Genomic DNA, 22,156 nt, shown 5'->3' with positions numbered 1-22,156 from the left:
CACCCACGTGCAAACGGTGCACACACTCGATGTGTTGAGAACGAGCGTAACCAAGCTGCGCAGCAGCGGCGCGCGGATTGGCCTCGTGCCGACCATGGGTGCGCTGCACGAGGGGCATTTGACGCTTGTTCGAAAAGCTTTGGAAAATTGTGACGCAGTTGTGGCATCGATTTTTGTGAACCCGACTCAATTTGGCCCAAACGAAGATCTGGACGCCTATCCCCGCCAACTGGCTGAAGATGCGGCCATGCTTGAGGCGGAAGGATGCGCGCTGCTTTGGGCACCTGAGGCGCGCGAGATGTACCCGGATGGCTTCGTCACTAATGTCTCCGTGAGCGAAGTCAGCGAGGGTCTGTGCGGGGCTTCGCGCCCTGGCCATTTCGATGGCGTTGCCACGGTGGTGAACAAGCTTTTCAATCAGGTTCTCCCTGACATGGCATTCTTTGGGGAGAAGGATTTTCAACAGCTTGCCGTGATCCGGGCGATGGCGCGTGATCTCGATCTTACGCTTCCCCATGCGCATTCGATCATTGGTGTTCCCACAGTGCGTGAGGCGGATGGTCTCGCGATGTCGAGCCGCAATCGGTACTTGTCGGCTGCGGATCGGGCGGCGGCGGCCACGCTCCCAAAGGCAATGAAGCAAGCGATTGCGGAGATTGAGGCGTGCAGCGATGCTGTTCCCGCTCTGGCCTCGCTTGAAAAGGCCCTTCTCGAAGCGGGCTTTGAAAGCGTCGACTATGCGGTGCTTGCGGATGCCACTTCCCTTCGAGCTATTGACCGCCTAACGGGCTCCTCGGCTCGGCTTTTGGTCGCGGCCCGGATCGGCGGCACCCGCCTAATCGACAATATGGCCGTCTCTGCATGAGCGGCCACGAAGGAACCACACAGCGATGTTGAAGCATTTTTGGGGTTCGCTCCTCTTTACCGCCATCTGCATGGCGCTGGGCGGATGGTATGGCTGGGCGCTGCACGGCACGGTTGAGGGCACGCTTTCTATCCTATGGATCTGTGCGGTTCTGGCGGTTCTTGAGGTATCGCTTTCCTTCGACAATGCCGCGGTCAACGCCTCGATCCTGAAGGATATGGACCCGGTCTGGCAGCAACGTTTCCTCACCTGGGGGATCGCCATCGCAGTCTTCGGAATGCGGATCGTCTTCCCCATTGTGATTGTGATGGTCGCTGCCTCGCTTGGTCCGGTGGACGCAGTGCGTTTGGCATTAAGCGATCCGGCTGAATATCAGCGAATCGTGAGCGATGCGCATATTGGCCTGATGGGCTTTGGCGGCGCGTTTCTTGGCATGGTGGGTCTCAAATTCTTCTTCGATTCCGACAAAGAGCATGATTGGATCGATATGATCGAGCGCCCTTTGGCCAAGGTGGCAGATATCGAAGCGATTTCCATCGGTCTTGTGCTGCTGGGCACTTGGGCAACTTCGACCATGCTCGCGGACGAGGACGCACTCACTTTCATCACCGCCGCCATCGGGGGGCTGCTGACCTATCTGGTCGTAGAGGTGGTCAACCACGTACTCGAACCGCCGACCCCTTCCTCAGGTGATGTGGCGAAGGCTGGCTTCGGCGCGTTCCTCTATCTCGAAGTGCTGGATGCAAGCTTCTCCTTCGATGGAGTGATCGGAGCCTTCGCGCTTACCAACAATCTGATCATCATCGCCATTGGCCTTGGCATTGGCGCGATGTTTGTGCGTTCGATGACAATCTTCCTCGTGCGCAAAGGCACGATGTCGGAATATCGCTATCTGGAGCACGGCGCTTTTTACGCGATCCTCGCGCTGGCGGTGATCATGTACATCAACACATTCGCGCATATCCCCGAGGTCATCACCGGGCTGATTGGTGCAGTTCTGATCGGCCTGGCATTCTGGTCATCAGTACGTGCCAACAGGGCCAATCAGGCACCACAGGCCGCTTGACGAGCGCGCCGCTTTAGTGGCAAAGGCGCGCCTCCAAGAGCGGGCGGGTATAGCATAGTGGTAATGCTCCAGCCTTCCAAGCTGGCTAGAGGGGTTCGATTCCCCTTACCCGCTCCAAAAATTTCCTTTGCAGTAGCTTTTCTAGTTTTGCTTGGGAGCAGCTAAGGCTTAGCTGCCCCTGCATGACGACGCTTACGCACCTCCAACGGCTTGAGGCCGAGAGTATTCACATCCTGCGCGAAGTTGTGGCTGAGGCTCAAAACCCGGTCATGATGTATTCGGTCGGCAAGGATAGCGCAGTGATGCTGCACTTGGCCCGCAAGGCCTTTTACCCGGCTACCCCACCGTTCCCGTTGCTCCATGTTGATACGACGTGGAAGTTTCAGGACATGTATGCGCTACGTGATGCGGTCACGGAAAAGACCGGCATGAAGCTGTTGGTGTGGCAGAATGAAGAGGCGGCAGAACGCGGGATCAACCCGTTCGACCACGGGCCACTGCACACCGATATGTGGAAGACCCAAGGGTTGAAGCAGGCGCTCGACCATTATGGTTTTGACGCAGCCTTTGGCGGCGCTCGCCGTGATGAAGAGAAAAGCCGCGCCAAGGAACGCGTCTTCTCCTTCCGCACCGCCTCACACAGCTGGAACCCCAAGGATCAACGCCCTGAGCTGTGGAATCTCTACAACGCCAAGAAGAACAAGGGTGAGAGCATCCGTGTCTTCCCTCTGTCCAATTGGACCGAACTCGACATCTGGCAGTACATAATGAGTGAGAGCATAGAGATTGTCCCGCTCTATTTCGCTGCCGAGCGTCCAACGTTTGAGTGGGAAGGTGGCCTGTTTATGGCCGACGATATCGACCGGCTTGAAAAGGTCATGGGCAAAAAGCCCGAGATCACCATGAAGTCAGTCCGCTTCCGCACGCTTGGCTGCTTCCCGCTTACTGGGGCGGTCGAGAGCACAGCCTCCACCCTTTCGGAAGTGGTGCAGGAAACCCTGCTGACCTCCACCAGCGAGCGCCAAGGCCGTGTGATCGACAAGGATGCGGGCGGGGCCGGCATGGAGAAGAAGAAGCAGGAGGGGTATTTCTGATGGAAAAGAGCCACCCAGCTTATGAAACCGATGCTCTGATTGCGGAAGACATCGACGCATATCTCGACACGCACCAACATAAGAGCCTGCTCCGCTTCATCACTTGCGGCAGCGTGGATGACGGAAAATCGACCCTGATCGGACGGCTGCTTTACGACTCAAAGATGATCTTCGAAGATCAGCTGGCAAGCCTTGAAGCGGACAGCGCCAAGCATGGAACGCAGGGCGAAGAGATTGACTTCGCGCTTCTGGTCGATGGCCTCGCTGCCGAACGCGAGCAGGGCATCACGATTGATGTCGCCTATCGCTTTTTCACGACTGAGAAGCGCAAGTTCATCGTCGCCGATACGCCAGGGCACGAGCAGTACACACGCAATATGGTCACCGGTGCCTCAACCGCCAATCTTGCGGTGATCCTTGTCGATGCGCGCAAAGGCGTGCTTGCACAAACGCGGCGGCACTCCTTCCTCGTCCACCTTCTTGGCATCAAGCAGGTTGTGTTAGCAGTGAACAAGATGGATCTGGTCGACTACAGCCAGAGCACATTTGAGGAGATCCTGGCAGATTATGCAGAGTTCGCCAAGGAAGTCGGGATTGAGGATTTCACCGCCATTCCGATTTCAGGCTTCAAGGGCGACAATATCACCGCAGCGCCATCCTCAAATACACCTTGGTATCAAGGCCCGGCTCTGATCGAGCATCTTGAGAGCGTTGAAGTCGCCACGACGACCGCTCAGCGCGGACCCTTCCGCATGCCCGTCCAATGGGTGAACCGCCCTAATCTCGATTTCCGCGGCTTTGCCGGACAGATCGCGACGGGAACCATCAAGCCGGGCGACACCGTGCGCGTGGTGCCTTCCGGTAAGACATCCAAGGTGGAGACCATCACCACCTTCGACGGCGATCTCGACGAGGCGGTTGCAGGCCAGTCGGTGACGCTTACCCTAGAAGACGAGGTCGATTGCAGCCGAGGCGATGTGATCGCGGCGGCCGACGATCCGCCTGAGGTTTCAGACCAATTCTGCGCCAAGCTCGTCTGGCTTGACGAAACAGCGCTCAAACCGGGTCGTGGCTATTGGCTGAAACTCGGCTCGCAAACCGTCACTGCGACAGTGCAGAGCCCCAAGTTTGAGATCGACGTTAACAGCCTCGATCACCTTGCGGCGAAGACCCTTGGGTTGAACGGGATCGGCGAGGTCGAGCTCGCAACCGACAAGCCGATTGTTTTTGAGCCCTACGATGCCTCACGTACGCTCGGCGGCTTTATCCTGATCGACAAATTCACCAATGCGACGGTTGGTGCGGGAATGCTCAATTTCAGCCTTCGCCGCGCACAAAACGTCCATTGGCAACCGACTACGGTCGCGCGCGAGGACCACGCGATCCTGAAAAACCAGAAACCCCGCGTGCTTTGGTTCACCGGTCTCTCGGGCTCTGGAAAAAGCACCATCGCCAATGAGGTTGAGAAGAAGCTTGCGTTGATGAACAGGCACACTTTCCTCCTTGATGGAGACAATGTGCGCCACGGCCTCAACAAGGATTTGGGCTTTACTGAGGCTGATCGAATCGAAAACATCCGCCGGATTGGCGAGGTTGCCAAGCTAATGGCAGATGCTGGTCTGATCGTTCTCACTGCCTTCATCTCACCCTTCCGGGCCGAGCGACGCATGGTTCGCGAAATGCTGCCTGAGGGCGAGTTTATCGAGATCTTTGTCGACACCCCGCTGGACGTGGCCGAGGCGCGCGATGTGAAGGGGCTCTACAAAAAGGCACGTTCGGGAGAGCTCAAGAACTTTACCGGGATCGACAGTCCTTATGAAGAGCCCGAGCTGGCCGAGATCCGCGTAAACACCGTGGATATGAGCGTCGAAGAGGCTGCCGATTATATCATCGCGCAGATATTGCCGCTCAAATGAGCCAGCCTGAACTGTCCGACGCGCAGCTTGCCGCGCACCTTGCCGAAGTGGCGGGCCGTATCGCGCTCAACGTGCGGGCCAGCGGCTTGCTTGAAGGCAAGGCGCTTGGCAACGCGGGGGATGCCACCGCCAATGAATTTCTGTGCAGCGCCATTCGCAGCAATCGCCCGGAAGATGGGCTTCTCTCGGAAGAAGAGAAAGACAGCAAGGACCGGCTTGAGAAATCCAGAGTTTGGATTGTCGATCCCGTCGATGGCACCCGAGAATATGGGGAGGAGCGAAGCGATTGGGCGGTACACGTAGGCCTTGCAATTGATGGCGTAGCGACAACTGGCGCGGTGGCATTGCCCGATCTGAATGGCGGGATTGTAATTCGCACCGATGAGGTCAGCGCTTTGCCCGAACCCGCCGCCAAACCCCGCTTTCTCGTCAGCCGCACTCGGCCCGCCAAAGAAGCCGTTGCCGTGGCTGAAGCCATGGGTGGCGAGCTTGTGGGCATGGGCAGCGCTGGCGGCAAAGCGATGGCGGTCGTGCGCGGCGAAGCGGAGATCTATTTGCACTCAGGTGGGCAATATGAATGGGACAGCTGTGCGCCGGTGGCTGTCGCGAGGGCGCATGGCCTGCATTGCTCGCGCATCGATGGATCGCCGCTGCGCTACAACCAGTCAGACACCTATTTGCCGGACCTGCTCATCTGCCGCCGGGAATACGCCGAGGACGTTCTAGCCCTCGTCGCCGACCTCTGAGGCGGCTTCTAAAATCGCATTTTCAGGCGCATCGCTCGACGAAGCGAGGATTTCAATCTCAACGCGCCGGTTGGCTGCCCGGCCCGTTTCATTGGGGGTACCATCGGGCAAAGCGTTGGGTTGAACGGGGTTTTGTTCGCCGAAAACTATCACGTCGATCCTTCGCGGCTCCGCCCCGGCCGCGATCAACCATTCGGCAACCGCAAGCCCCCGTTCTTCAGACATACTCGCATTGTCGGCATCGGTGCCCGCGCTATCGCTATGCGCGTAAAGAACGATAGCGCCATTCCCCGCGAACTGATCGCTCTGTCGCACCTGCTCCAGAACCGCCATCGCATCGGCATCAAGCTCTTTCCCGCCATCAGGAAATCCGACCGTGGTCGCATAGCTTTGCGGCTCTGGGTCCATAGGTTTGATCGTTTCCGCTTCCACATCGGGCCGCAAAATCGACACAGGTTCTGTCTCGTCTGGCGCAGGCTCAGTCTCGGTGGTTGCGGCATCGGGGGTGTCCGTCGGTTCCGGTTCCTGATTGCAAGCGCTGAGTAACAGCAGAACTGGGATGGTAGCGAGCGAGACTGTATTAGGGCTCATACACTTACCTTTTCACGTTTTTTGGGCGGCACAAAGGAAATTACGATATCGCCGCTGCGCGGGTTCGGGCGCACGGCGTGAGTGAAAAAGCGCAAAGTGCCGCTTTCGCGAACGATCAGCAGCAGGCTCGCCTCTGATGAGAGCTTCTTCTGAGCATCCGAGAAGTCAAATTCATCCGACAGCTTGGTCTTCTTGAACACCCAACCATCACGCGTGCGCTCATGCACTTCGCTCGCGTCAAACCCGTCTTCGAACAAGGCGCGGCCCCTGATGCTTTCAGGCAATGCAGTCCGACTTTCTTCACCCTCATTCTCGCCAAGCTGATAGACCATATCCTGGCCCACTTCATGCGCAAATTCGGCACACACGAGCGCGTTGTAGGCCTCATTCTCAGTAGCAGCGACGATCACCTGAAATGGCGTCAGATCAAGGTTATGTTCGGTCGCCTCATTGAGGATTTCGCCGTGATAATGGGGAAGGCCCTCAAGGCGCGCTTTGGCCAACCTCTGCCAGCTTTGATCGACGATCATGACGGGTGCGCCAACCGCCTCCATTTCCTTGGCAAGGGCAACGGTCCACGGCGTGGAGCCGACCAACAAGAGACCCGGGCGACTGTCACCCTTCACCTTGAGCAGCCGGGCGACCAAGTTGACGCTGAAACCGTGCGCGATAACGGTGGCGACCACCACTGCAAAGCTAAGACCGATTAGGATCTGTCCACCGGCAATCCCAAGATCACCGAGGCGGAGGGCAAACAGGCCGGAGATCGCCACCAGGACAATCCCACGCGGCGCGATCCAGGCAACGAACAGACGCTCATTCCATGGAATGGTCGTGCCCCAGAGACTGACCAAAACCGTGACGGGTCGCACCACAAACAGAAGTGCCAAAAGAAAGGCCCAAGGCCGCCAGCTGGTCTGGAGATAGGTGAGCTCTTCCCATTTGAGCGAAGCCGCAAGCAAGATAAAGATGCCCGAAACAAGGAGAACCGCTATGTTCTCTTTGAACGGGTGGATCGAGCGAAGACTGGAGATATCCCGGTTGGCGAGAGTCACGCCCATTACGGTGACCGCGACCAATCCCGCCTCATGTTCGATCTGATTAGTGAGCACGAAGACAGCGATCACGGTGATAAACAGCACCGGGACCTTCAGGAATTCGGGGACGGCTCCACGGGTGAAGAGCCATGAAATTATCCGCGCGGCTGCATATCCAATAAGTCCTGCAAGGACTGCAGCTATAATCAATGGCGGGGCGACATCGAAAACACTAGCATCGGGGAATTCATTGACCCGGCGGAAATACTCATATGCGATCACCGCGCACAACGCGCCGGTCGGGTCGTTGACGATGCCTTCCCATTTGAGGATCGAATTGGGCCGGGCTTGGATGTTCGCTTGGCGCAGGAGCGGGATCACCACGGTGGGTCCTGTCACGATCAGAATGCCACCAAACAAAACCGCGACAGGCAAAACCAGGCCAGCAATATAATAGCCTGCGAGCGCCCCAAGGGTCCAACCAACCAACACACCAACGGTGGCAAGACGCCAGACAGCCCTCCCCGAATGTCTGAGTTCGCGAAGATCGAGGCTGAGCCCGCCCTCAAACAGAATGAGTGCCACCCCGATACTGATCATGGGGTCTAGCAACTCCCCAAAAGCGGCCTCGGGGTCGATCATTCCCGTGATGGGCCCGGCGATGAAACCCGCCGCCAGCATCAGCACGATCGCTGGCCAACCGGTACGCCACGCAGCCCATTGCGCGCCAATGCCAAGTGCACCGACAGCGGCGATAGTAATAGCTTGGCTTTCTAGTGAGATGCTTGGGGCCTTTCGGGATTCATTTGCGACGAGGCTCGAGGGTGCCTTACTCGCCTTCGAACGACATCAGAGCGCAAACGTCAACATTTGCTTCGCGCAAACGCTCTGCTCCGCCCAAATCTGGGAGGTCGATCACAAAAATCGCGTGGTCAACACGCGCTCCCGCTTGACGCAGCAGTTGCGCGCTGGCGAGGGCCGTGCCGCCGGTTGCGATCAAGTCGTCGACAATGACCACTCGCTCCCCATCAGAGATGGCGCTTGGGTCGATCTCAAGCCGGTCGGTGCCGTACTCGAGCGCGTAGTCCACGCCGATAGTCGTGATTGGGAGCTTGCCGGGCTTGCGCACAGGGAGAAAGCCAATGCCCATGTGAACGGCTACGGCGGCACCGAAGATAAACCCACGTGCCTCCATCCCAGCGATCTTCTGCGCACCGTTGGCCTTCGCCAGCTCAGACAGATAATGGACACTCGCAGCGAGCCCCTTGCCGTGGCCAATCAGCGTGGTGATATCGCGAAACTGTATGCCAGGTTCCGGGAAATCCGGCACTGTGCGCACAAGCGCTTTGAGCGCATCAGGCGACAAGGTCAGATTGCTCATCAATATCTCCGGAAAAGAATGGAATTTGAGGCTCTGGAACGAAAACGCCCCACCATCCAAGCGCGGATGACGGGGCATTTTTTAGTCGATTGAAAAACGATCAGACGAGCTCAACATCGCCTTTCTTTTTCTTCTTCCCAGCCCAGACTGTCTTGTATGACATAAAGCCAAAGAAAGTCGCAAAGAGCAGGAAGCCAATCACGAACCAGCCGGTCTGCTTGCGCTTGATCAGCGTAGGTTCGCCTGCCCATGTCAGGAACGCCGTGATGTCCTGTGCCATTTGTTCTTCAGTGGCTTCGGTGCCGTCTGAGTAAGTGACAATCCCGTCAAGAAGCTGCGGAGGCATGGCGATGTTGATGTTGTAGAAATACTCGTTGAAATAGAGGCCCGCAGGCGTCTCAAAGTCGGGTGACTTAGCCTGATCTTCTGGATCGACCTCGTTGTACCCCTGCATCAACGAGTAAACATAGTGCACGCCGTCGTTACGCGCTTTGGTGATAAGCGTGAGATCAGGCGGAAGAGCGTTGTTGTTGAACGCACGTGCTTCGACTTCGTTCGCATATGGCGACGGGAACATGTCGGTTGGAAGACCCGGACGCTTGACCACCGAGCCGTCCTTTGGATCGATACCCGGAACTTCCCAGCTTGCCGCTTCAGCACGAACTTCCGCTTCGGTGTAGCCGATTTCCTGAAGGTTGCGGAAAGCGACGAACTTCAGGCTGTGACAGGCCGAGCAAACCTCTTTGTAGACCTGATAGCCACGCTGCAGCTGCTGGGTGTCCCACGTGCCCAATGGTCCATCGAAAGAGAAGCCGCCTTCAGGCGCGATATTCTTCTCCTGGAAGGCGTAATAGTCGGGTTTCGTAGGAAACGCGAAGTTGAGGGCTCCGGGCAGAAGCGACCACAAGAGCAGAACCCCCGTAATCCCTAGACCGAAAAGGATGCCTCCAAGACGAATAGTCATGACCTAACTCTTTCTCGTTATCGGGTCAGTGAAACGGCTTACTCAGCCGGCTCGGCCGCGGTTTGGGCTGCTGGCTCATCTTTCCCCAGGACAGCCTCGGTAATCGAAAACGGCAACGCCTTTGGCACTTCGATTTGGCTGACGATCGGCAAGATCACCAGGAAGTGCAGGAAGTACCATGCCGTCGCGATTTGGCTCATCACGATGTAAGGCTCTTCAGCCTTGGCACCGCCAAGATAGAACAGTGCAGCCATGTCGATCACGAAGATCCAGAAGAAGATCCGGAACATCGGACGATAGGAGCCGGAGCGAACCGGGCTCTTGTCGAGCCATGGCAGGAAGAACCACAGCAGGATAGAGCCAAACATCGCGATAACACCGAGCAGCTTCGCTTCGATCAGAACAATTCCGGTGAACGGAATGGTGAGATCGCCGGTGAAGGCACGAAGGATCGCGTAGAACGGATAGAAGTACCACTCTGGAACAATCAGCGCCGGTGTCGAAAGCGGGTTGGCTTCGATCCAGTTTTCGGCGTGACCCAATGCGTTTGGTGCAAAGAACACCACGAAGGCGAAGAGCGTCAGCACCAGACCCAAGAACCAACCATCTTTGGCGGTGTAGTATGGGTGGAAAGGAACGGTGTCGCTTTCTTTCTTCACTTCAACGCCGGTTGGGTTTGACGAGCCCGGGATATGGAGCGCCCAAACGTGCAGGATTACCGCGCCGAGAATGACGAATGGCAACAGGAAGTGCAGCGAGAAGAAGCGGTTGAGGGTCGAGTTGTTCGGCGCATAGCCGCCAACCAGCCAAACCTGAAGCGGCTCACCGATGAACGGGATAGCGCCAAACAGGCCAGTGATCACTTTCGCACCCCAGAAGCTCATTTGGCCCCATGGGAGAACGTAACCCATGAACGCGGTTGCCATCATCAGGAGGAAGATAACCACGCCCAAGAGCCAGATCATCTCACGCGGTGCTTTATACGATGAGTAATAGAAGCCGCGGAAGATATGGAGGTAGATCACCATGAAAAAGAAGCTCGCGCCGTTGGCGTGTGCATACTTCATCAACCAGCCGTAATTCACATTGCGCATGATGTGCTCGATCTGACCAAAGGCCACATCGGTGTTCGCCGCATAGTGCATCGCAAGGATGATGCCGGTGACAATCTGGAACACGAGGAAGAAGCCAGCAAGAACGCCGAAGTTCCACATGTAGTTCAAGTTACGCGGAACCGGATAACCTGCGCCAATCGCGTTATAGACCAAGCGCGGTAGCGGCAGTTTCTCATCCATCCACACCATGAATGGATTTTTCGGCTCGTAAGAGTTTGCCCAGGCGAAGCTCATAATGCTCTCTTGCTCTTCTCAGCTGTTAAACAGTTTGCTGAAGGAAAATTCTATACGTCAACCGATGCGGATGACGTTCTCATTCTGGAATGCGAATTCAGGCACCGCCAGATTGGTCGGTGCCGGACCTTTGCGGATGCGGCCAGCCGCATCGTAGTGCGAACCGTGACATGGGCAGAAATACCCATCAAATTCGCCCTTGTCTTCACCCTCACCAGCGCCAAGCGGAACGCAACCAAGGTGCGTGCACACGCCAAGCTGGACCAGAATGTCTGCATTGCCTTCGCCAAGCCGTTGCTCAAGCGATTCCGCATCGCGCAGGCCGCCAAGGTCGACCTCTTGCATTTCGGCGATTTCTTCGGGGGTCATGCGCTTCACGAAAAGCGGCTGATCACGGAAAACGCCTTTGATCGACTGACCCGGCTCAAGCGCGGACACATCCACATCGGTGGTCGAAGCCGCAAGAACGTCTGCGGTTGGTGCCATCTGGCTGACCAGCGGATACAAAACTGACGCGCCGCCAACGCCTGCAAAGCTTACAGCGGCAATGTGGATCCAATCGCGACGACGAACACCGTCTTCAGTGTTCATATTGTCTGCAGTCGTAGCCATTTATCGATACCCTGCTCTTTTAACCGCAGATAGGCGAGGCCCATTGCGGCGATCATGTTAATCTAACGGACAGCGCAAGCTGCGCTAATTATCCCTGTTATCCGCGCCACCATAATGTTGGAGCCTCATTTTCAGTTCCACGGATGGCGCCCGTATAGTCCGTTTGAAGATAATGCCAATGGTGTTTTAATCACTTATGGTTCCACTACGTGCAAGCCGCGAGGCCAAACCGCCTCTATCCCGGTGAAATTGCAGTCAATTGTCGCCCATAGTCGGGTTCACTGCTCTGCACTGCGCGACGATAGGAATAGTAGGCTTCCGATTCGGTACAGGTATCGCGACCAAGGATACTGATTGTGCTCAGCCCCGCATGACGGAGCCGCGCCAAAATGTAACCGGGCAAATCAAATTGCCAACGCTCTTTGCCATCACGCACGCCAGCGGCAGCGAAATGCATAGCTTCTTCTCGAGCGAAATTCTCGTAAAACTTGGCATCCACTTCATAGCTAGGCTGCGCGATCGTGGGGCCGAGGACAGCGACGATGTTCGGACGAGTTGCGCCCAACGCCTCCATTGCAGACACTGTGTTCTCCAGCACGCCATTATGTGCACCGCGCCACCCCGCATGAGCTGCACCCACGACACCAGCCTCGCGGTCGGCAAAGAGCACAGGGCCACAATCCGCGGTCACAATCCCGACAACAATGTCGGTACGATCGGTCACCACTGCGTCAGCGACTGGGCGATCTTTGGCGTGGTCAGGCCATTTCTTGTCTGTCACCTTGCTGATCGTGATCACTTCTGGCGAATGCACTTGATGCGGTGTTTGGATAGGGGCACCGGGCAGAATCGCCCCCGCCGCGGCATTTCTGAGCGCACGAATCTCCTCCGGATCGCCGGGACCGCCAAAACCAAACTGGTGCGCCCCGCGCGCCGACCCGAAAAAGCCGTGGGACACGTCTTCGAGGAGCGGCGAGCGCTCAATCGCAAAAGGCACCTCAGAAGGCGAGGTAGGCGCAGGGTCAGCCATCAAGGCTCCTATTCACCTGCTCGAATGTGTCGCGCGACAGATTGTCTTGTGCTGCGACCCGCTCCAACTCGGCTTTCATCAGCGCTGCACGACCCGGTTCAATCCGCCGCCAGCGGCCGAGAGCTGGTACAAAGCGCGCCGCAGTTTGGGGGTTGATGGGGTCGAGTGCGATGATGACATCGGCGATCATTCGGTAACCGGCGCCATTCGCCTCATGAAACGCCGCAGGGTTGCCTGCGAGCGCCATATAGAGCGAACGCACGCGGTTGGGATTGGTCATGGTGAAATCCGGATGCCCCGCCAACGCCTCAACATGGGCGAGCACATTGGGATGAAGCGAAAGCGCCTGGAAAGTGAACCATTTGTCAATCACCAGATCATTGCCGCTGTAGCGCTGATAAAAAGAGGCAAGCCGTTCCTCGCGCGCAGGGTGTTCAAGTCCGGAGAGAACCATCAAGGCGCCTTGGCGATCGGTCATATTGTCGGCGCTATCAAATTGACGTGAAGCAAGCTCAGCGGCCTTGTCAGGATCCGATGCCGCAAGATAGCCGAGCACTAATGTCTTAACCTTGCGTGCGCCCACTCCAGCAGGATCGTCAAACGCAACTTTGGCGCAGCGCTCATAAGCGGCATGCAGCTCGGATGATTGCCCCGCCCCAATCGCCTTTTTCATTGCCTCGCGGGCGTCGTGGATCGCACCGGGATCAGCTTTGCGTTCACCCGTGGCCATGGCTTCAAACAGATAGCTTCCGCTCGGCAACATCATCAGCTCACTGCGCATCGAATCATCGAGCGACGCATCGGTGATAACCGCCTGCATCGCTTCAACCACAGCCTCGCGCCCTGCGAGAATCTGCGCCGCGTCGGCCTCGCCGCTGGCCTCGGCGACAAGTGCCCCAACCGCGAGCTCCTGCATCGCTTCGTAGCGGGCGAAGGAGTCATCATCCTTGGCGGCAAGAAACAGCAGCGCGTCACGGTCAAGCGACCGCTTGATTACAACAGGCGCTGTGTAGCCGCGATTGATTGAGACCACCGGTCTTGAGCCAACCAAGGGGAGACGGAATTCGCCATGCTCCTCGGTGAGAACAATAGTCTGCTCAGCGCCCAATGCGCCGCTTTCACAGTCGTGCACTGCTACCCGCAATGGAATAGGCATCGCGCTCTTCTCGGTCTGGCCAGGTGTCGCCGGGAGCACTTGTTTCAGCGAAAGCACCAGTTCCTCACCATCCACGCGCTCGCTCACTTCGATGCGTGGTGTGCCTGCTTGCGAATACCACAGGCGGAATTGCTCAAGATCCAGCCCCGCGCCATCCTCGATCGCCTTGACGAAATCCTCGCAGGTCGCCGCTTCGCCATCGTGGCGGTCAAAATAAAGGTCGGTGCCTTTGCGGAAGGCTTGCACGCCAGCCATCGACCGCATCATGCGGATGACTTCTGCGCCCTTATTGTAGACGGTCGCGGTGTAGAAGTTCGAGATTTCGCGGTAGCTGTCCGGACGGATCGGGTGTGCTAAAGGCCCTGCATCCTCAGGGAATTGCGCTGCGCGGAGGATGCGCACATCCTCAATCCGCTTTACCGCCTCTCCGCGCATATCCTGACTGAACAGTTGATCGCGCAGGACGGTAAAGCCCTCTTTGAGGCTCAATTGAAACCAATCGCGACAAGTGATGCGATTGCCAGACCAATTGTGGAAGTATTCGTGCGCGATCACCCCTTCCACGCCGTCAAAATCCGCATCGGTCGCGGTGTCGCTATCGGCGAGCACAAATTTCGTGTTGAAGACGTTGAGACCTTTGTTCTCCATCGCCCCCATGTTAAAATCTGAAACGGCTACAATGTTGTAGAGATCAAGATCGTATTCACGCCCAAACACGTCCTCATCCCATTTCATCGACCGATGGAGCGATTCGAGCGCATGGTCCGTGCGGTCCAGATCCTCTGCACGCACCCAGATATTGCACTCCACCTCCCGGCCAGACATGGTGGTGAAGGGTCCAGATTTAGCGGCAAGATCGCCAGCAACAAGGGCGAACAAATACGAGGGCTTGGGCCACGGATCGAACCACTCGGCAAAATGTCGCCCTCCTTCAAGTTCGCCTGTCGCCTCTTTATTGCCATTGCACAAAAGGATCGGAAAGGCGGACCTTTCGCCTTCCATCCGCACGCGGTAAGTCGAGAGCACATCGGGACGGTCCGGGAAGAAGGTGATCCGCCTAAAGCCTTCCGCTTCGCACTGTGTGCACAGCATACCGTTTGACGCATAGAGGCCCATAAGTGTCGTGTTTTGATCAGGCGTAATCTCTGTTGTGATTGTCACCTGATGATCTTCACCCTGAAGCGTCAAAAGAAGGTCCGGCCCCTCCATCACCCAATCGTCAGATACGGTGCCATCAACCATCACACTTTTCGCGGTGAGGCCATCGCCGTTCAGCCGTAAGACTTGGGATGCGACCGCTTTTGCGTTGCGCCGGACGGTGAGCGTCGCTGTCACCGTAGTCCTTTCAATACCAAGATCGAAGTGAAGCTGTGTCTCAGGCACTATCCATGCGAAGGGCGTATAATCCTCGCGTCTTATCAGAGGGGGCTCTGCGGGAGTTGGTGGGGCGACGGTGATCGAGTCGTGTGCAATATCCATGGCAACAAGATTTAGGTTGATTTGCGCCCGCGTCCAGCGGCACTAGCCCTGACATGGCGCATTTATTGATCTTTGGCCTTGGCTACACCGCCAAACGCATCGCCGCTTCGCTGAAGACGCTAGGGTGGAGCGTGGAGGCGACGGGCAGTGCTGGTGCGGTGGATTTTGCCGATGCACAAGCTGTCCACGCCGCACTTGAGCGAGCCACCCATGTGCTCTCCTCGGTACCGCCAGACCGAGCTTCGGGCGATGATCCGGTTTTGTCAGCGTATGGCGAGGCGCTCAGAGACCGAGCGCTGTTCTACCTCTCCTCCACCGGAGTTTATGGCGACCAGCAGGGGGCATGGGTTGATGAAGCAACGCCCACTGTGGTCGAAACTGGCGCGGGTCGCCGCAATGCAAGAGCAGAGGCGGATGCCGCTTGGATCGAGCTTGGTGCGCGAGTTTTTCGACTGCCGGGCATTTATGGGCCGGGACGCAGCACGCTTGACCGGGTGAAAACAGGAAAGGCGCGGCGGATTGATCTACCAGGCCAGGTGTTCAGCCGTGTTCATGTCGACGATATAGCAAGCGGGGTTGTCGCCGCGTTGACGCGCGACGCGCCTTCGGGGGCTTACAATCTGGGCGACGACTTGCCGGCCAGCGGCAATGCGGTGACTGAACATGCCTGCGCGCTTCTCGGCTTGGAGCCGCCCAAGCTCGAGACGCTCGAAGAGGCCAGTCTCTCAGAGATGGCGCGCGGCTTCTATTCTGAGAACCGCCGCGTAGCGAATGGCAAGGCCAAGCGTGTGCTTGATTGGCGGCCGAAACTCCCAACTTACATCGAAGGTCTAGCGGACTTGCTTTGATCTGAGCGCAATAACCATTCCCAGCACGGCCAGAGCCATTCCTCCAACCGTCAGCCCAGTCCAGCGGTAACCCTCAAAGACGGTCGAGATCACCATCGCCACCGAGATAGTCAGGATCGCATTATAGGCCGTCTTGCCCGCGCCAATCTCACGCACGAGATTGTAATGGAGCGGGAAGGTGATCACCGATCCAATCAGCGCGAGATAGACAATCCCGCCCCAATAAGCCGTCTCCGTGGGCACAGGTGGTGGGCCAGCAGTTAGCCATGCAAAGCCAAGGTCGAAGATCGTGCCATAGAGCATCGCCCACGCAAGCAGACTCACCATTGGAACCGCGCGGCCAGTAGGGTTGGCCTGAATGACGTTGGCGACCGAGGCAGAAAGAATGCCCAGCATTGCCAGCGCAATGCCCAGCCCGACATTCCCGCCAATCACTCCCGCATCGGGATTGGCATTCCATTCGTGGAAGAGAAGAGAAGACACGCCAACAATCGCGACGCAGCTGCCGAGCATAAATCCGGTCGGCACCCGCTCTCCAAGGAAAAAGCGACCCAGCATGGCATTGGGCACCATCATCAACCCGAACATCAAGGCCACAATGCCAGACGTCACATAGAGCTCTGCGTGATAGACGAAGAGGAAATTTCCGCTGAACTGGAACAGGCCGACAAGGACTGCGAGTCTGTGTTCAGGCCGATTGAGGAGCAACCGCCGCTTCATCAAGAATGCCACCAGAAACAGCGCCGGTGTCGCCAACGCGAAGCGATAGAACACCGACCAGGCGGCAGGCACACCGTCAATCTGTCCGGTGATCACAAACCAGGTGGACCCCCAGATCGTGCCGGTCAGCACAAATGGGAGGATTACCCGCAGGTTCAACATGGATGGGTTTTCGGAACTCATATGGCAGCGATCAAAGTGCAGCTATCGCCTGGCCGAGCGCCTTGGCGTGATCCTCGCGAGTGTCCCAAGCAGTGACAAATCGAGCCGCATCCGCGCCCCAATCATAGAAAGCGAAATTCTGCAATCTCAATGTCTCTCGCTCTTCCGGAGAAATCCGCACAAACAACTCATTGGCTTCGACCGGGTGCATCAAACGCCCCTCACAGCCGCTTGCCACCTCGCCCGCCGCCGCATTGGCATGGCGGGCGTTGGCGAGCCACAGATCGCCAACAAGCATCGCAAGGATCTGCGCGGCAAGATAGCGACCTTTGCACTGAAGGTGTCCGGCGCGCTTGCGGCGATATTTGACCATACCGGCTTGTTCCGGGTCGAAAAGCACCACAGCTTCGGCGCTCATGGCGCCGTTCTTGATGAAACCGAAGGCAAGGCTGTCTACCCCTCGCGCCGCATCAGCCGCTGAACCTCCAAGGAAGGCAGCAGCATTGGCAAAACGCGCGCCATCCATATGAATGCCGAGGCCACGGTCCTTTGCGAAATCATGCAGAGTCTCAAGCTCGCCACGCGAATAGCTGCGCCCATATTCGCTCGCCTGAGTGATCGCGATTGCATGCGGCTGCACCTGGTGAACATCATCGCGGATCGGATCAATCAGAGCGGCGATCCCTTCGGGTGTGAGCTTTGCACCCTCACCTTCGCACAACATCAATTTGGCACCATGAAGGTAAAACCCCGGTGCGCCACCCTCGTCGACCTCGATATGTGCTTCCTCGTGGCACACCACGCCTCCATGCGGCTGCACCATAGTCGCAAGCGCCAAGCAATTGGCAGAGGTCCCGGTCGCCGTCCAAAGCCCGGCGCATTCGCGTCCGAAAAGATCACTGAACCGCTCATCAAGCTGGGCTGAGAGTGCATCGCCATCATATGGGCTGTCTGCACTGTCGGCCGCACGCATTGCTTCCCACACTTTGGGGTGGACCGGAGCGGCATTGTCGGAGAGGAAGGGCATGAGGTCAGTCATGCGCCAAGCCTCTAGTGCTCTGGGCGCACATGGCAAGAAGGAGAGATCGTTTGGGCGAGGTTACCATTACCCATCAAGCCCATGGTGATGGCGGAAAGTACATCGCCAAAGTGTCGGGAGAGACTGCGACGGGCCATCTCGAATGGGAGCCGGACGGGGAAGGCGTTCGGGTGGCCACCCACACAATCGTCCCTTCGGAAATCGGTGGGCGTGGCATTGCCGCTCAATTGGTCGAAGAACTTATCGCCGATGCGCGCGAGCACGGTTTCAAAGTCGTGCCGCAATGCTGGTATGTCGCCAAGAAATTCGACCAGAATCCCGATTGGGCCGATTTACGCGCCTAAGCCGTATCGAGCTGAGAGAAATCGGTCGCGGCGATTGTCTCCATGACCTTGCGTCGCACTTCTTGCGCTCGCTCAAGCGACACACCGGGAATTGCGAACACTCCGCCGGCCTGCCCCAAATGAAGCGTTGCGTAGCCACGCCACCTCGCAATGGGGCCTTGAGCGATCTCTACAGAATGCAGTTTAAGCCGAGTCGCGATCTGGCTCCGCGGGGAAAGAACCCCTCGGGCCGATACAATCTGCGTGGTATCGAGCGCATGGCGTTGATACCGCCAAGCCAGCACGTTGAGGGCTGCGGAAATCCCGGCGAGAACGAACAAAGCGCCCACCACAAAGGACGTCCATTCGGGCGAATAAATGCTCGATGCAATTCCTGCGACAACAGCCGGTATCAAAAAGAACAGCGCGTCGCGCACTGCGCTATCAAACAGGAATTTCTCGCTGGCTCTCCGCCAGTCGGAACTTTCGCCCGGCAGAGTGAAACCAGCGACCTCCGCGATGGGCGAAATCTCGTCGATCTTGGCAAAGGGCGCAACCACATGACTCGAGGCTCCTGAATCTTGCGCGAGACTAACAAAGCTCAATGAATGCCACCCAAAGCGATAGCGGATAAAGCGCGTCCCAATTTTGACACCCTGTACCCGATGGATCGGCATCACCACATCGGTCTTTGTCAGCAAACCTCGGCGGCGGCGGAACCCCCTTGCGGTACGCTCGAGCAAAAAACCCCATTCGCGCAGGAAGACCCGCACCACTCCTGTCAGCAAACCAATAGCGACTAACACGCCAATGCTGGATATTATGCCCACAATTTGAACGGTACGATCAAGCGCACTCAGATCGAAACCGTAGTCTTCAATCAAACCCTGCCAGACTTCGAGCTCCCAAAAGTCGAAGTCGAGGAAGCTGTCGACATATTGCAACAGACCAGCCAGCACCGCGAACACCGCGAGAGAAAATGAAAAAAGGCCAAAAGTGAGAAGCCTCTTCGGTGTCATAGTAAAGAGAGCCACCGCCTCTTCATCTATCTTTCCTATTGGGGACGCCGCACAGTCCTCAACCAATGCGCCAGAAGCCTGGCCGTCTTTGCGCTCTCGAACCAGCTGACGCATCTCTTCGCCGCGTTCCTCGGTAAGATAGGAAAGGCTGAGATCCTCTCCCCCGCCAGCCCCGGTCTCAAACTTGACCGCAACAAGCCCTAACAGCCGAGGAAGCAATTTCTGCTCAAGGCTGACATCCTGAATACGTTCATAGGGAACAGAGCGCGCAGAGCGGCTCAACACCCCACTTTCAACACGAATATCAGCCGCACCGATCGTGTATGTAAGGCGCTTCCAGGCGATGTAGGAAAACAGCGTACCGATAGCGACAATCGCGGCGGCAACGGGAAGCGCAATAAGAAGGCCCATCCCTGCGGTGCTAAAGGCGATGGCAAGGGCGGGAATGATCGCGTTCTGCGCGCTTTGGAGCAGGCCAACCAGCACCGTTTTGGGGTCAGTGTTGCGCGGTTCAAACGCGTTGTTGGCCCCTTCCACTTGAGGAATTCCCGAAGGCGAGACTGGAGAAGCAGCCTTGCTCACATGCTCTCGCGCTTGATGTGGGCGCGGATCTCCTCGCGCATCTGAACTGCAAGTTCATGGCCAAGGCCGGGTAGGCTGACCGAGGCATTGTGGCTGCCCGCAGTGTGCAACGTCATGGTCGCGATATCGAGAGCGCGCTCGATCGGGCCTTGATCAACGTCGATGTGCTGGATGCGGCCAAAAGGCACAATCGTATCGGAGCGCCACATAATACCGCGCACAACACGCAACCGATCAGGACTAATTTGATAACCGCGCGCATTATACCGGGCGAGCGGAATTCGGATCACGATGAACAAAGCCATCAGAACAGCTAAGCCTGTAATGATGCCGAAGGGGATGGGCACTTCCTCGGCTTGCAAAGCCCCGTCAATCGCAAGACCCACGACCAGAACAAGAAAGCCAATAAATATCGCCGCAATCCGCATGAGCAGCTTGTAATTGGGGTGCAGCAAAGTGAGTTCCGCTTCGTCATCCACCTCAGTGAAGATCGCTGAAGCCAGCCTCACATCGGGGTCTGCTTCTGCATTTTCTTCAAATGGACGCGGCGCATATTGGGCATCGCGCGGATAAGGCGCAGAAGCGGCTTGTGCTGGGCGAGATGGGGTAGCAGCGGCTTGGGATGTGCGTTGCCCCGGCTCCCACGGTTTCGCCCCGCCCTTGTGACCAAACAATTGGCGTGCAGGATCAAGCTTCGGGGCTGGCTGCCCGTTGTCTGTATCACCTTTACCAGACTGATCCCGATCACTCATGCGGCAATTCTTGCGCTAGAGCGGCGCACCCGCGCAAGTGTAAACTCGCAGAGAGTGGGTGATTTCTTTCTGGATTTTTTGTGGTTGGCGCTTTTGGCGACCCGATCACTTGCGGGGCACATCCATGGAATTGCGTGCAATCACCATGCGGTGCACCTCTGAAGGGCCGTCATAGATGCGCATGTTGCGAACGCGGCCGGCAAGCATATGAAGCGGCATTTCCTTGGTTACGCCCATCCCGCCAAGGCATTGCATGGCGTTGTCGATGACTTCTTGCGCCATTTCGCTGCAATAGACTTTGATCATTGAAATCTCAGAGCGCACATCGCGGCCCTCATCCAGTTTCCATGCGCAGTCATAGGCCATCAGGCGGGCCGCATGGATCTTCATCTTGGCATCGGCCACCCACCACTGCACCGCCTGACGCGCCGACAATGGCTGGCCAAAGGTTACACGCTGGGGTGCGTGCTCAGTCATGATGGAAAGCGCGCGTTCTGCCGCACCAATACACCAGGCCGCCATCTGCATTCGGCGAGTACCAAGGCGCAGCTGCATAGGGGCAAAGCCTTCACCTTCGGTGCCAAGCAGCTTCCAATCCTCGACCTCGCAGTCTTCGAGAGCGATCTCATAGGTGTACTCGCCGCCAAGCATCGGGACTTGCTTCACGACGTTAAAGCCGGGTGCATCGCGGTCAACGAGGAAGCAGGACATGCCGCCCGAACCCTTCGCTTCGGGATTTGTGCGTGCCAGAAGGATCGTGAAATCGGCCTCTTTCGCAGAAGTGATCCAGATCTTGCGCCCATTGATGATCCACTTGTCACCTTTGAGAACAGCCTTGGTTGTCATCCCTGATGGATCAGCGCCCGCACCCGGTTCCGAAATCCCGATGGCCGATAGCGTTCCTTCGCTCACATGAGGCTCAAGATAGGCTTTGCGCTGCTGCTCATCGCAATAACCAGCAAGCATTTTGAGGTTCGGGCTGTCAGGCGGCAGATTGTACTTCGCAACAGTGCTGCCCATCGCAATGTTCACGCCGACCAGCGCCATATGAGGCAGCCCCATGCCACCCACTTCCTCTGGCGCATCGAGAGCCCAGAGCCCCATATCCTTCGAAACCGCATCCAGCCGCGCTTTTTCGTCAGCGGTGATGTATCCGCCTTGGCCCCGAGCATCGCGCTCCAAGACGCCTGCTTCCAAGGGCATCAACTCATCACGCACGAACCTTTGCACAAGGTCTTCGAGCATCTGATACTCTTCGGGGAGTTCGAAATTGATAGCGGCACCTCGTGAGTGAATTGAAAACGCTTGGTATCGGCAAGAAACCGATCTGCAAACCTTCAATTCTCAGGTACGGCAGGCTCTCAAAGCTGGATGCCTGGGCGATCTCGGACAATCGCAGCTCGTTCGAGCATGCGTTAAAGAGCG

Annotated in this window: 20 protein-coding genes and 1 tRNA gene; 8 read left to right on the top strand and 13 right to left on the bottom strand. The window is 57.3% G+C overall.

What is annotated here, in order from left to right; translation table 11 throughout:
* Positions 1-7 precede the first annotated feature (7 nt).
* The 6 genes from panC to Q0778_RS10220 all read left to right on the top strand — a co-directional run bounded on the left by panC (position 8) and on the right by Q0778_RS10220 (position 5,687).
* The gene (gene panC / locus Q0778_RS10245; protein ID WP_298336164.1) at positions 8-865 is read left to right on the top strand and encodes a pantoate--beta-alanine ligase; all 858 of its coding nucleotides are present in this window, start codon (positions 8-10) and stop codon (positions 863-865) included.
* A gap of 25 nt (positions 866-890) precedes the next feature.
* Complete coding sequence (locus Q0778_RS10240) at positions 891-1,931, top strand: DUF475 domain-containing protein (protein ID WP_298306164.1); 1,041 nt, start codon at positions 891-893, stop codon at positions 1,929-1,931.
* Positions 1,932-1,974: 43 nt separating this feature from the next.
* Positions 1,975-2,048, top strand: a tRNA-Gly gene (locus Q0778_RS10235).
* Between the two features lie 65 nt (positions 2,049-2,113).
* Positions 2,114-3,025, top strand: a complete 912-nt coding sequence (gene cysD / locus Q0778_RS10230) for a sulfate adenylyltransferase subunit CysD (RefSeq protein WP_298335838.1) — start codon at positions 2,114-2,116, stop codon at positions 3,023-3,025.
* Positions 3,025-4,941: a sulfate adenylyltransferase subunit CysN gene (cysN, locus tag Q0778_RS10225; protein ID WP_298335836.1), complete on the top strand. Its 1,917-nt coding sequence runs from the start codon at positions 3,025-3,027 to the stop codon at positions 4,939-4,941. The genes cysD and cysN overlap by 1 nt, the downstream gene beginning before the upstream one ends.
* A complete protein-coding gene (locus Q0778_RS10220; RefSeq protein WP_298306173.1) occupies positions 4,938-5,687 on the top strand; it encodes a 3'(2'),5'-bisphosphate nucleotidase CysQ in 750 nt (249 codons plus the stop codon). The genes cysN and Q0778_RS10220 overlap by 4 nt, the downstream gene beginning before the upstream one ends.
* Here the strand turns inward: Q0778_RS10220 and Q0778_RS10215 are convergent.
* The 8 genes from Q0778_RS10215 to pepN all read right to left on the bottom strand — a co-directional run bounded on the left by Q0778_RS10215 (position 5,664) and on the right by pepN (position 15,286).
* The gene (locus Q0778_RS10215; RefSeq protein ID WP_298306176.1) at positions 5,664-6,278 is read right to left on the bottom strand and encodes an OmpA family protein; all 615 of its coding nucleotides are present in this window, start codon (positions 6,276-6,278) and stop codon (positions 5,664-5,666) included. The two genes, Q0778_RS10220 and Q0778_RS10215, sit on opposite strands and share 24 nt — an antisense overlap.
* Positions 6,275-8,098: a sodium:proton antiporter gene (locus tag Q0778_RS10210; RefSeq protein WP_298308155.1), complete on the bottom strand. Its 1,824-nt coding sequence runs from the start codon at positions 8,096-8,098 to the stop codon at positions 6,275-6,277. The genes Q0778_RS10215 and Q0778_RS10210 overlap by 4 nt, the downstream gene beginning before the upstream one ends.
* 46 nt (positions 8,099-8,144) lie before the next feature.
* Positions 8,145-8,681, bottom strand: a complete 537-nt coding sequence (locus tag Q0778_RS10205) for an adenine phosphoribosyltransferase (RefSeq protein ID WP_298308159.1) — start codon at positions 8,679-8,681, stop codon at positions 8,145-8,147.
* 115 nt (positions 8,682-8,796) lie between these two features.
* Positions 8,797-9,660, bottom strand: coding sequence for a cytochrome c1 (locus Q0778_RS10200; protein ID WP_298306179.1), 864 nt, complete (start codon positions 9,658-9,660; stop codon positions 8,797-8,799).
* Positions 9,661-9,698: 38 nt separating this feature from the next.
* Positions 9,699-11,009 (bottom strand): cytochrome b/b6, encoded by a 1,311-nt coding sequence (locus tag Q0778_RS10195; protein ID WP_298306183.1) that lies wholly within the window; start codon positions 11,007-11,009, stop codon positions 9,699-9,701.
* A gap of 57 nt (positions 11,010-11,066) precedes the next feature.
* Positions 11,067-11,621 carry a ubiquinol-cytochrome c reductase iron-sulfur subunit gene (gene petA, locus Q0778_RS10190; protein ID WP_298335834.1) on the bottom strand — a complete coding sequence of 185 codons (555 nt, stop codon included), beginning with the start codon at positions 11,619-11,621 and terminating at the stop codon, positions 11,067-11,069.
* Between the two features lie 235 nt (positions 11,622-11,856).
* On the bottom strand, positions 11,857-12,651 hold the full coding sequence (gene pgeF, locus Q0778_RS10185; RefSeq protein WP_298335832.1) for a peptidoglycan editing factor PgeF: 795 nt from the start codon (positions 12,649-12,651) through the stop codon (positions 11,857-11,859).
* Positions 12,644-15,286, bottom strand: a complete 2,643-nt coding sequence (gene pepN / locus Q0778_RS10180) for an aminopeptidase N (protein ID WP_298335830.1) — start codon at positions 15,284-15,286, stop codon at positions 12,644-12,646. Before pepN ends, pgeF begins: the two co-directional genes overlap by 8 nt.
* A gap of 53 nt (positions 15,287-15,339) precedes the next feature.
* Here pepN and Q0778_RS10175 point away from each other — a divergent pair, with 53 nt between their 5' ends.
* Positions 15,340-16,134 (top strand): SDR family NAD(P)-dependent oxidoreductase, encoded by a 795-nt coding sequence (locus tag Q0778_RS10175; RefSeq protein ID WP_298335828.1) that lies wholly within the window; start codon positions 15,340-15,342, stop codon positions 16,132-16,134.
* Here the strand turns inward: Q0778_RS10175 and Q0778_RS10170 are convergent.
* Complete coding sequence (locus Q0778_RS10170) at positions 16,117-17,037, bottom strand: DMT family transporter (RefSeq protein ID WP_298306198.1); 921 nt, start codon at positions 17,035-17,037, stop codon at positions 16,117-16,119. The two genes, Q0778_RS10175 and Q0778_RS10170, sit on opposite strands and share 18 nt — an antisense overlap.
* Before the next feature lie 10 nt (positions 17,038-17,047).
* Positions 17,048-18,055 (bottom strand): beta-eliminating lyase-related protein, encoded by a 1,008-nt coding sequence (locus tag Q0778_RS10165; RefSeq protein WP_298306201.1) that lies wholly within the window; start codon positions 18,053-18,055, stop codon positions 17,048-17,050.
* A gap of 50 nt (positions 18,056-18,105) precedes the next feature.
* Between Q0778_RS10165 and Q0778_RS10160 the strand changes: the two genes are divergently transcribed.
* Positions 18,106-18,399 (top strand): GNAT family N-acetyltransferase, encoded by a 294-nt coding sequence (locus Q0778_RS10160; protein WP_298306204.1) that lies wholly within the window; start codon positions 18,106-18,108, stop codon positions 18,397-18,399.
* Here the strand turns inward: Q0778_RS10160 and Q0778_RS10155 are convergent.
* From Q0778_RS10155 to Q0778_RS10145, 3 genes are all read right to left on the bottom strand, one after another.
* Positions 18,396-19,979 (bottom strand): PH domain-containing protein, encoded by a 1,584-nt coding sequence (locus tag Q0778_RS10155; protein ID WP_298335826.1) that lies wholly within the window; start codon positions 19,977-19,979, stop codon positions 18,396-18,398. The genes Q0778_RS10160 and Q0778_RS10155 overlap by 4 nt on opposite strands.
* Positions 19,976-20,731 (bottom strand): PH domain-containing protein, encoded by a 756-nt coding sequence (locus Q0778_RS10150; protein WP_298335824.1) that lies wholly within the window; start codon positions 20,729-20,731, stop codon positions 19,976-19,978. The genes Q0778_RS10155 and Q0778_RS10150 overlap by 4 nt, the downstream gene beginning before the upstream one ends.
* Positions 20,732-20,836: 105 nt before the next feature.
* Positions 20,837-21,976, bottom strand: a complete 1,140-nt coding sequence (locus Q0778_RS10145; RefSeq protein WP_298306213.1) for an acyl-CoA dehydrogenase family protein — start codon at positions 21,974-21,976, stop codon at positions 20,837-20,839.
* Between the last annotated feature and the right edge of the window lie 180 nt (positions 21,977-22,156).

The sequence above is a fragment of the uncultured Erythrobacter sp. genome (genome assembly GCF_947502395.1).
GTDB lineage: Bacteria > Pseudomonadota > Alphaproteobacteria > Sphingomonadales > Sphingomonadaceae > Erythrobacter.
This window is presented reverse-complemented; position numbering and strand designations above follow the sequence as displayed.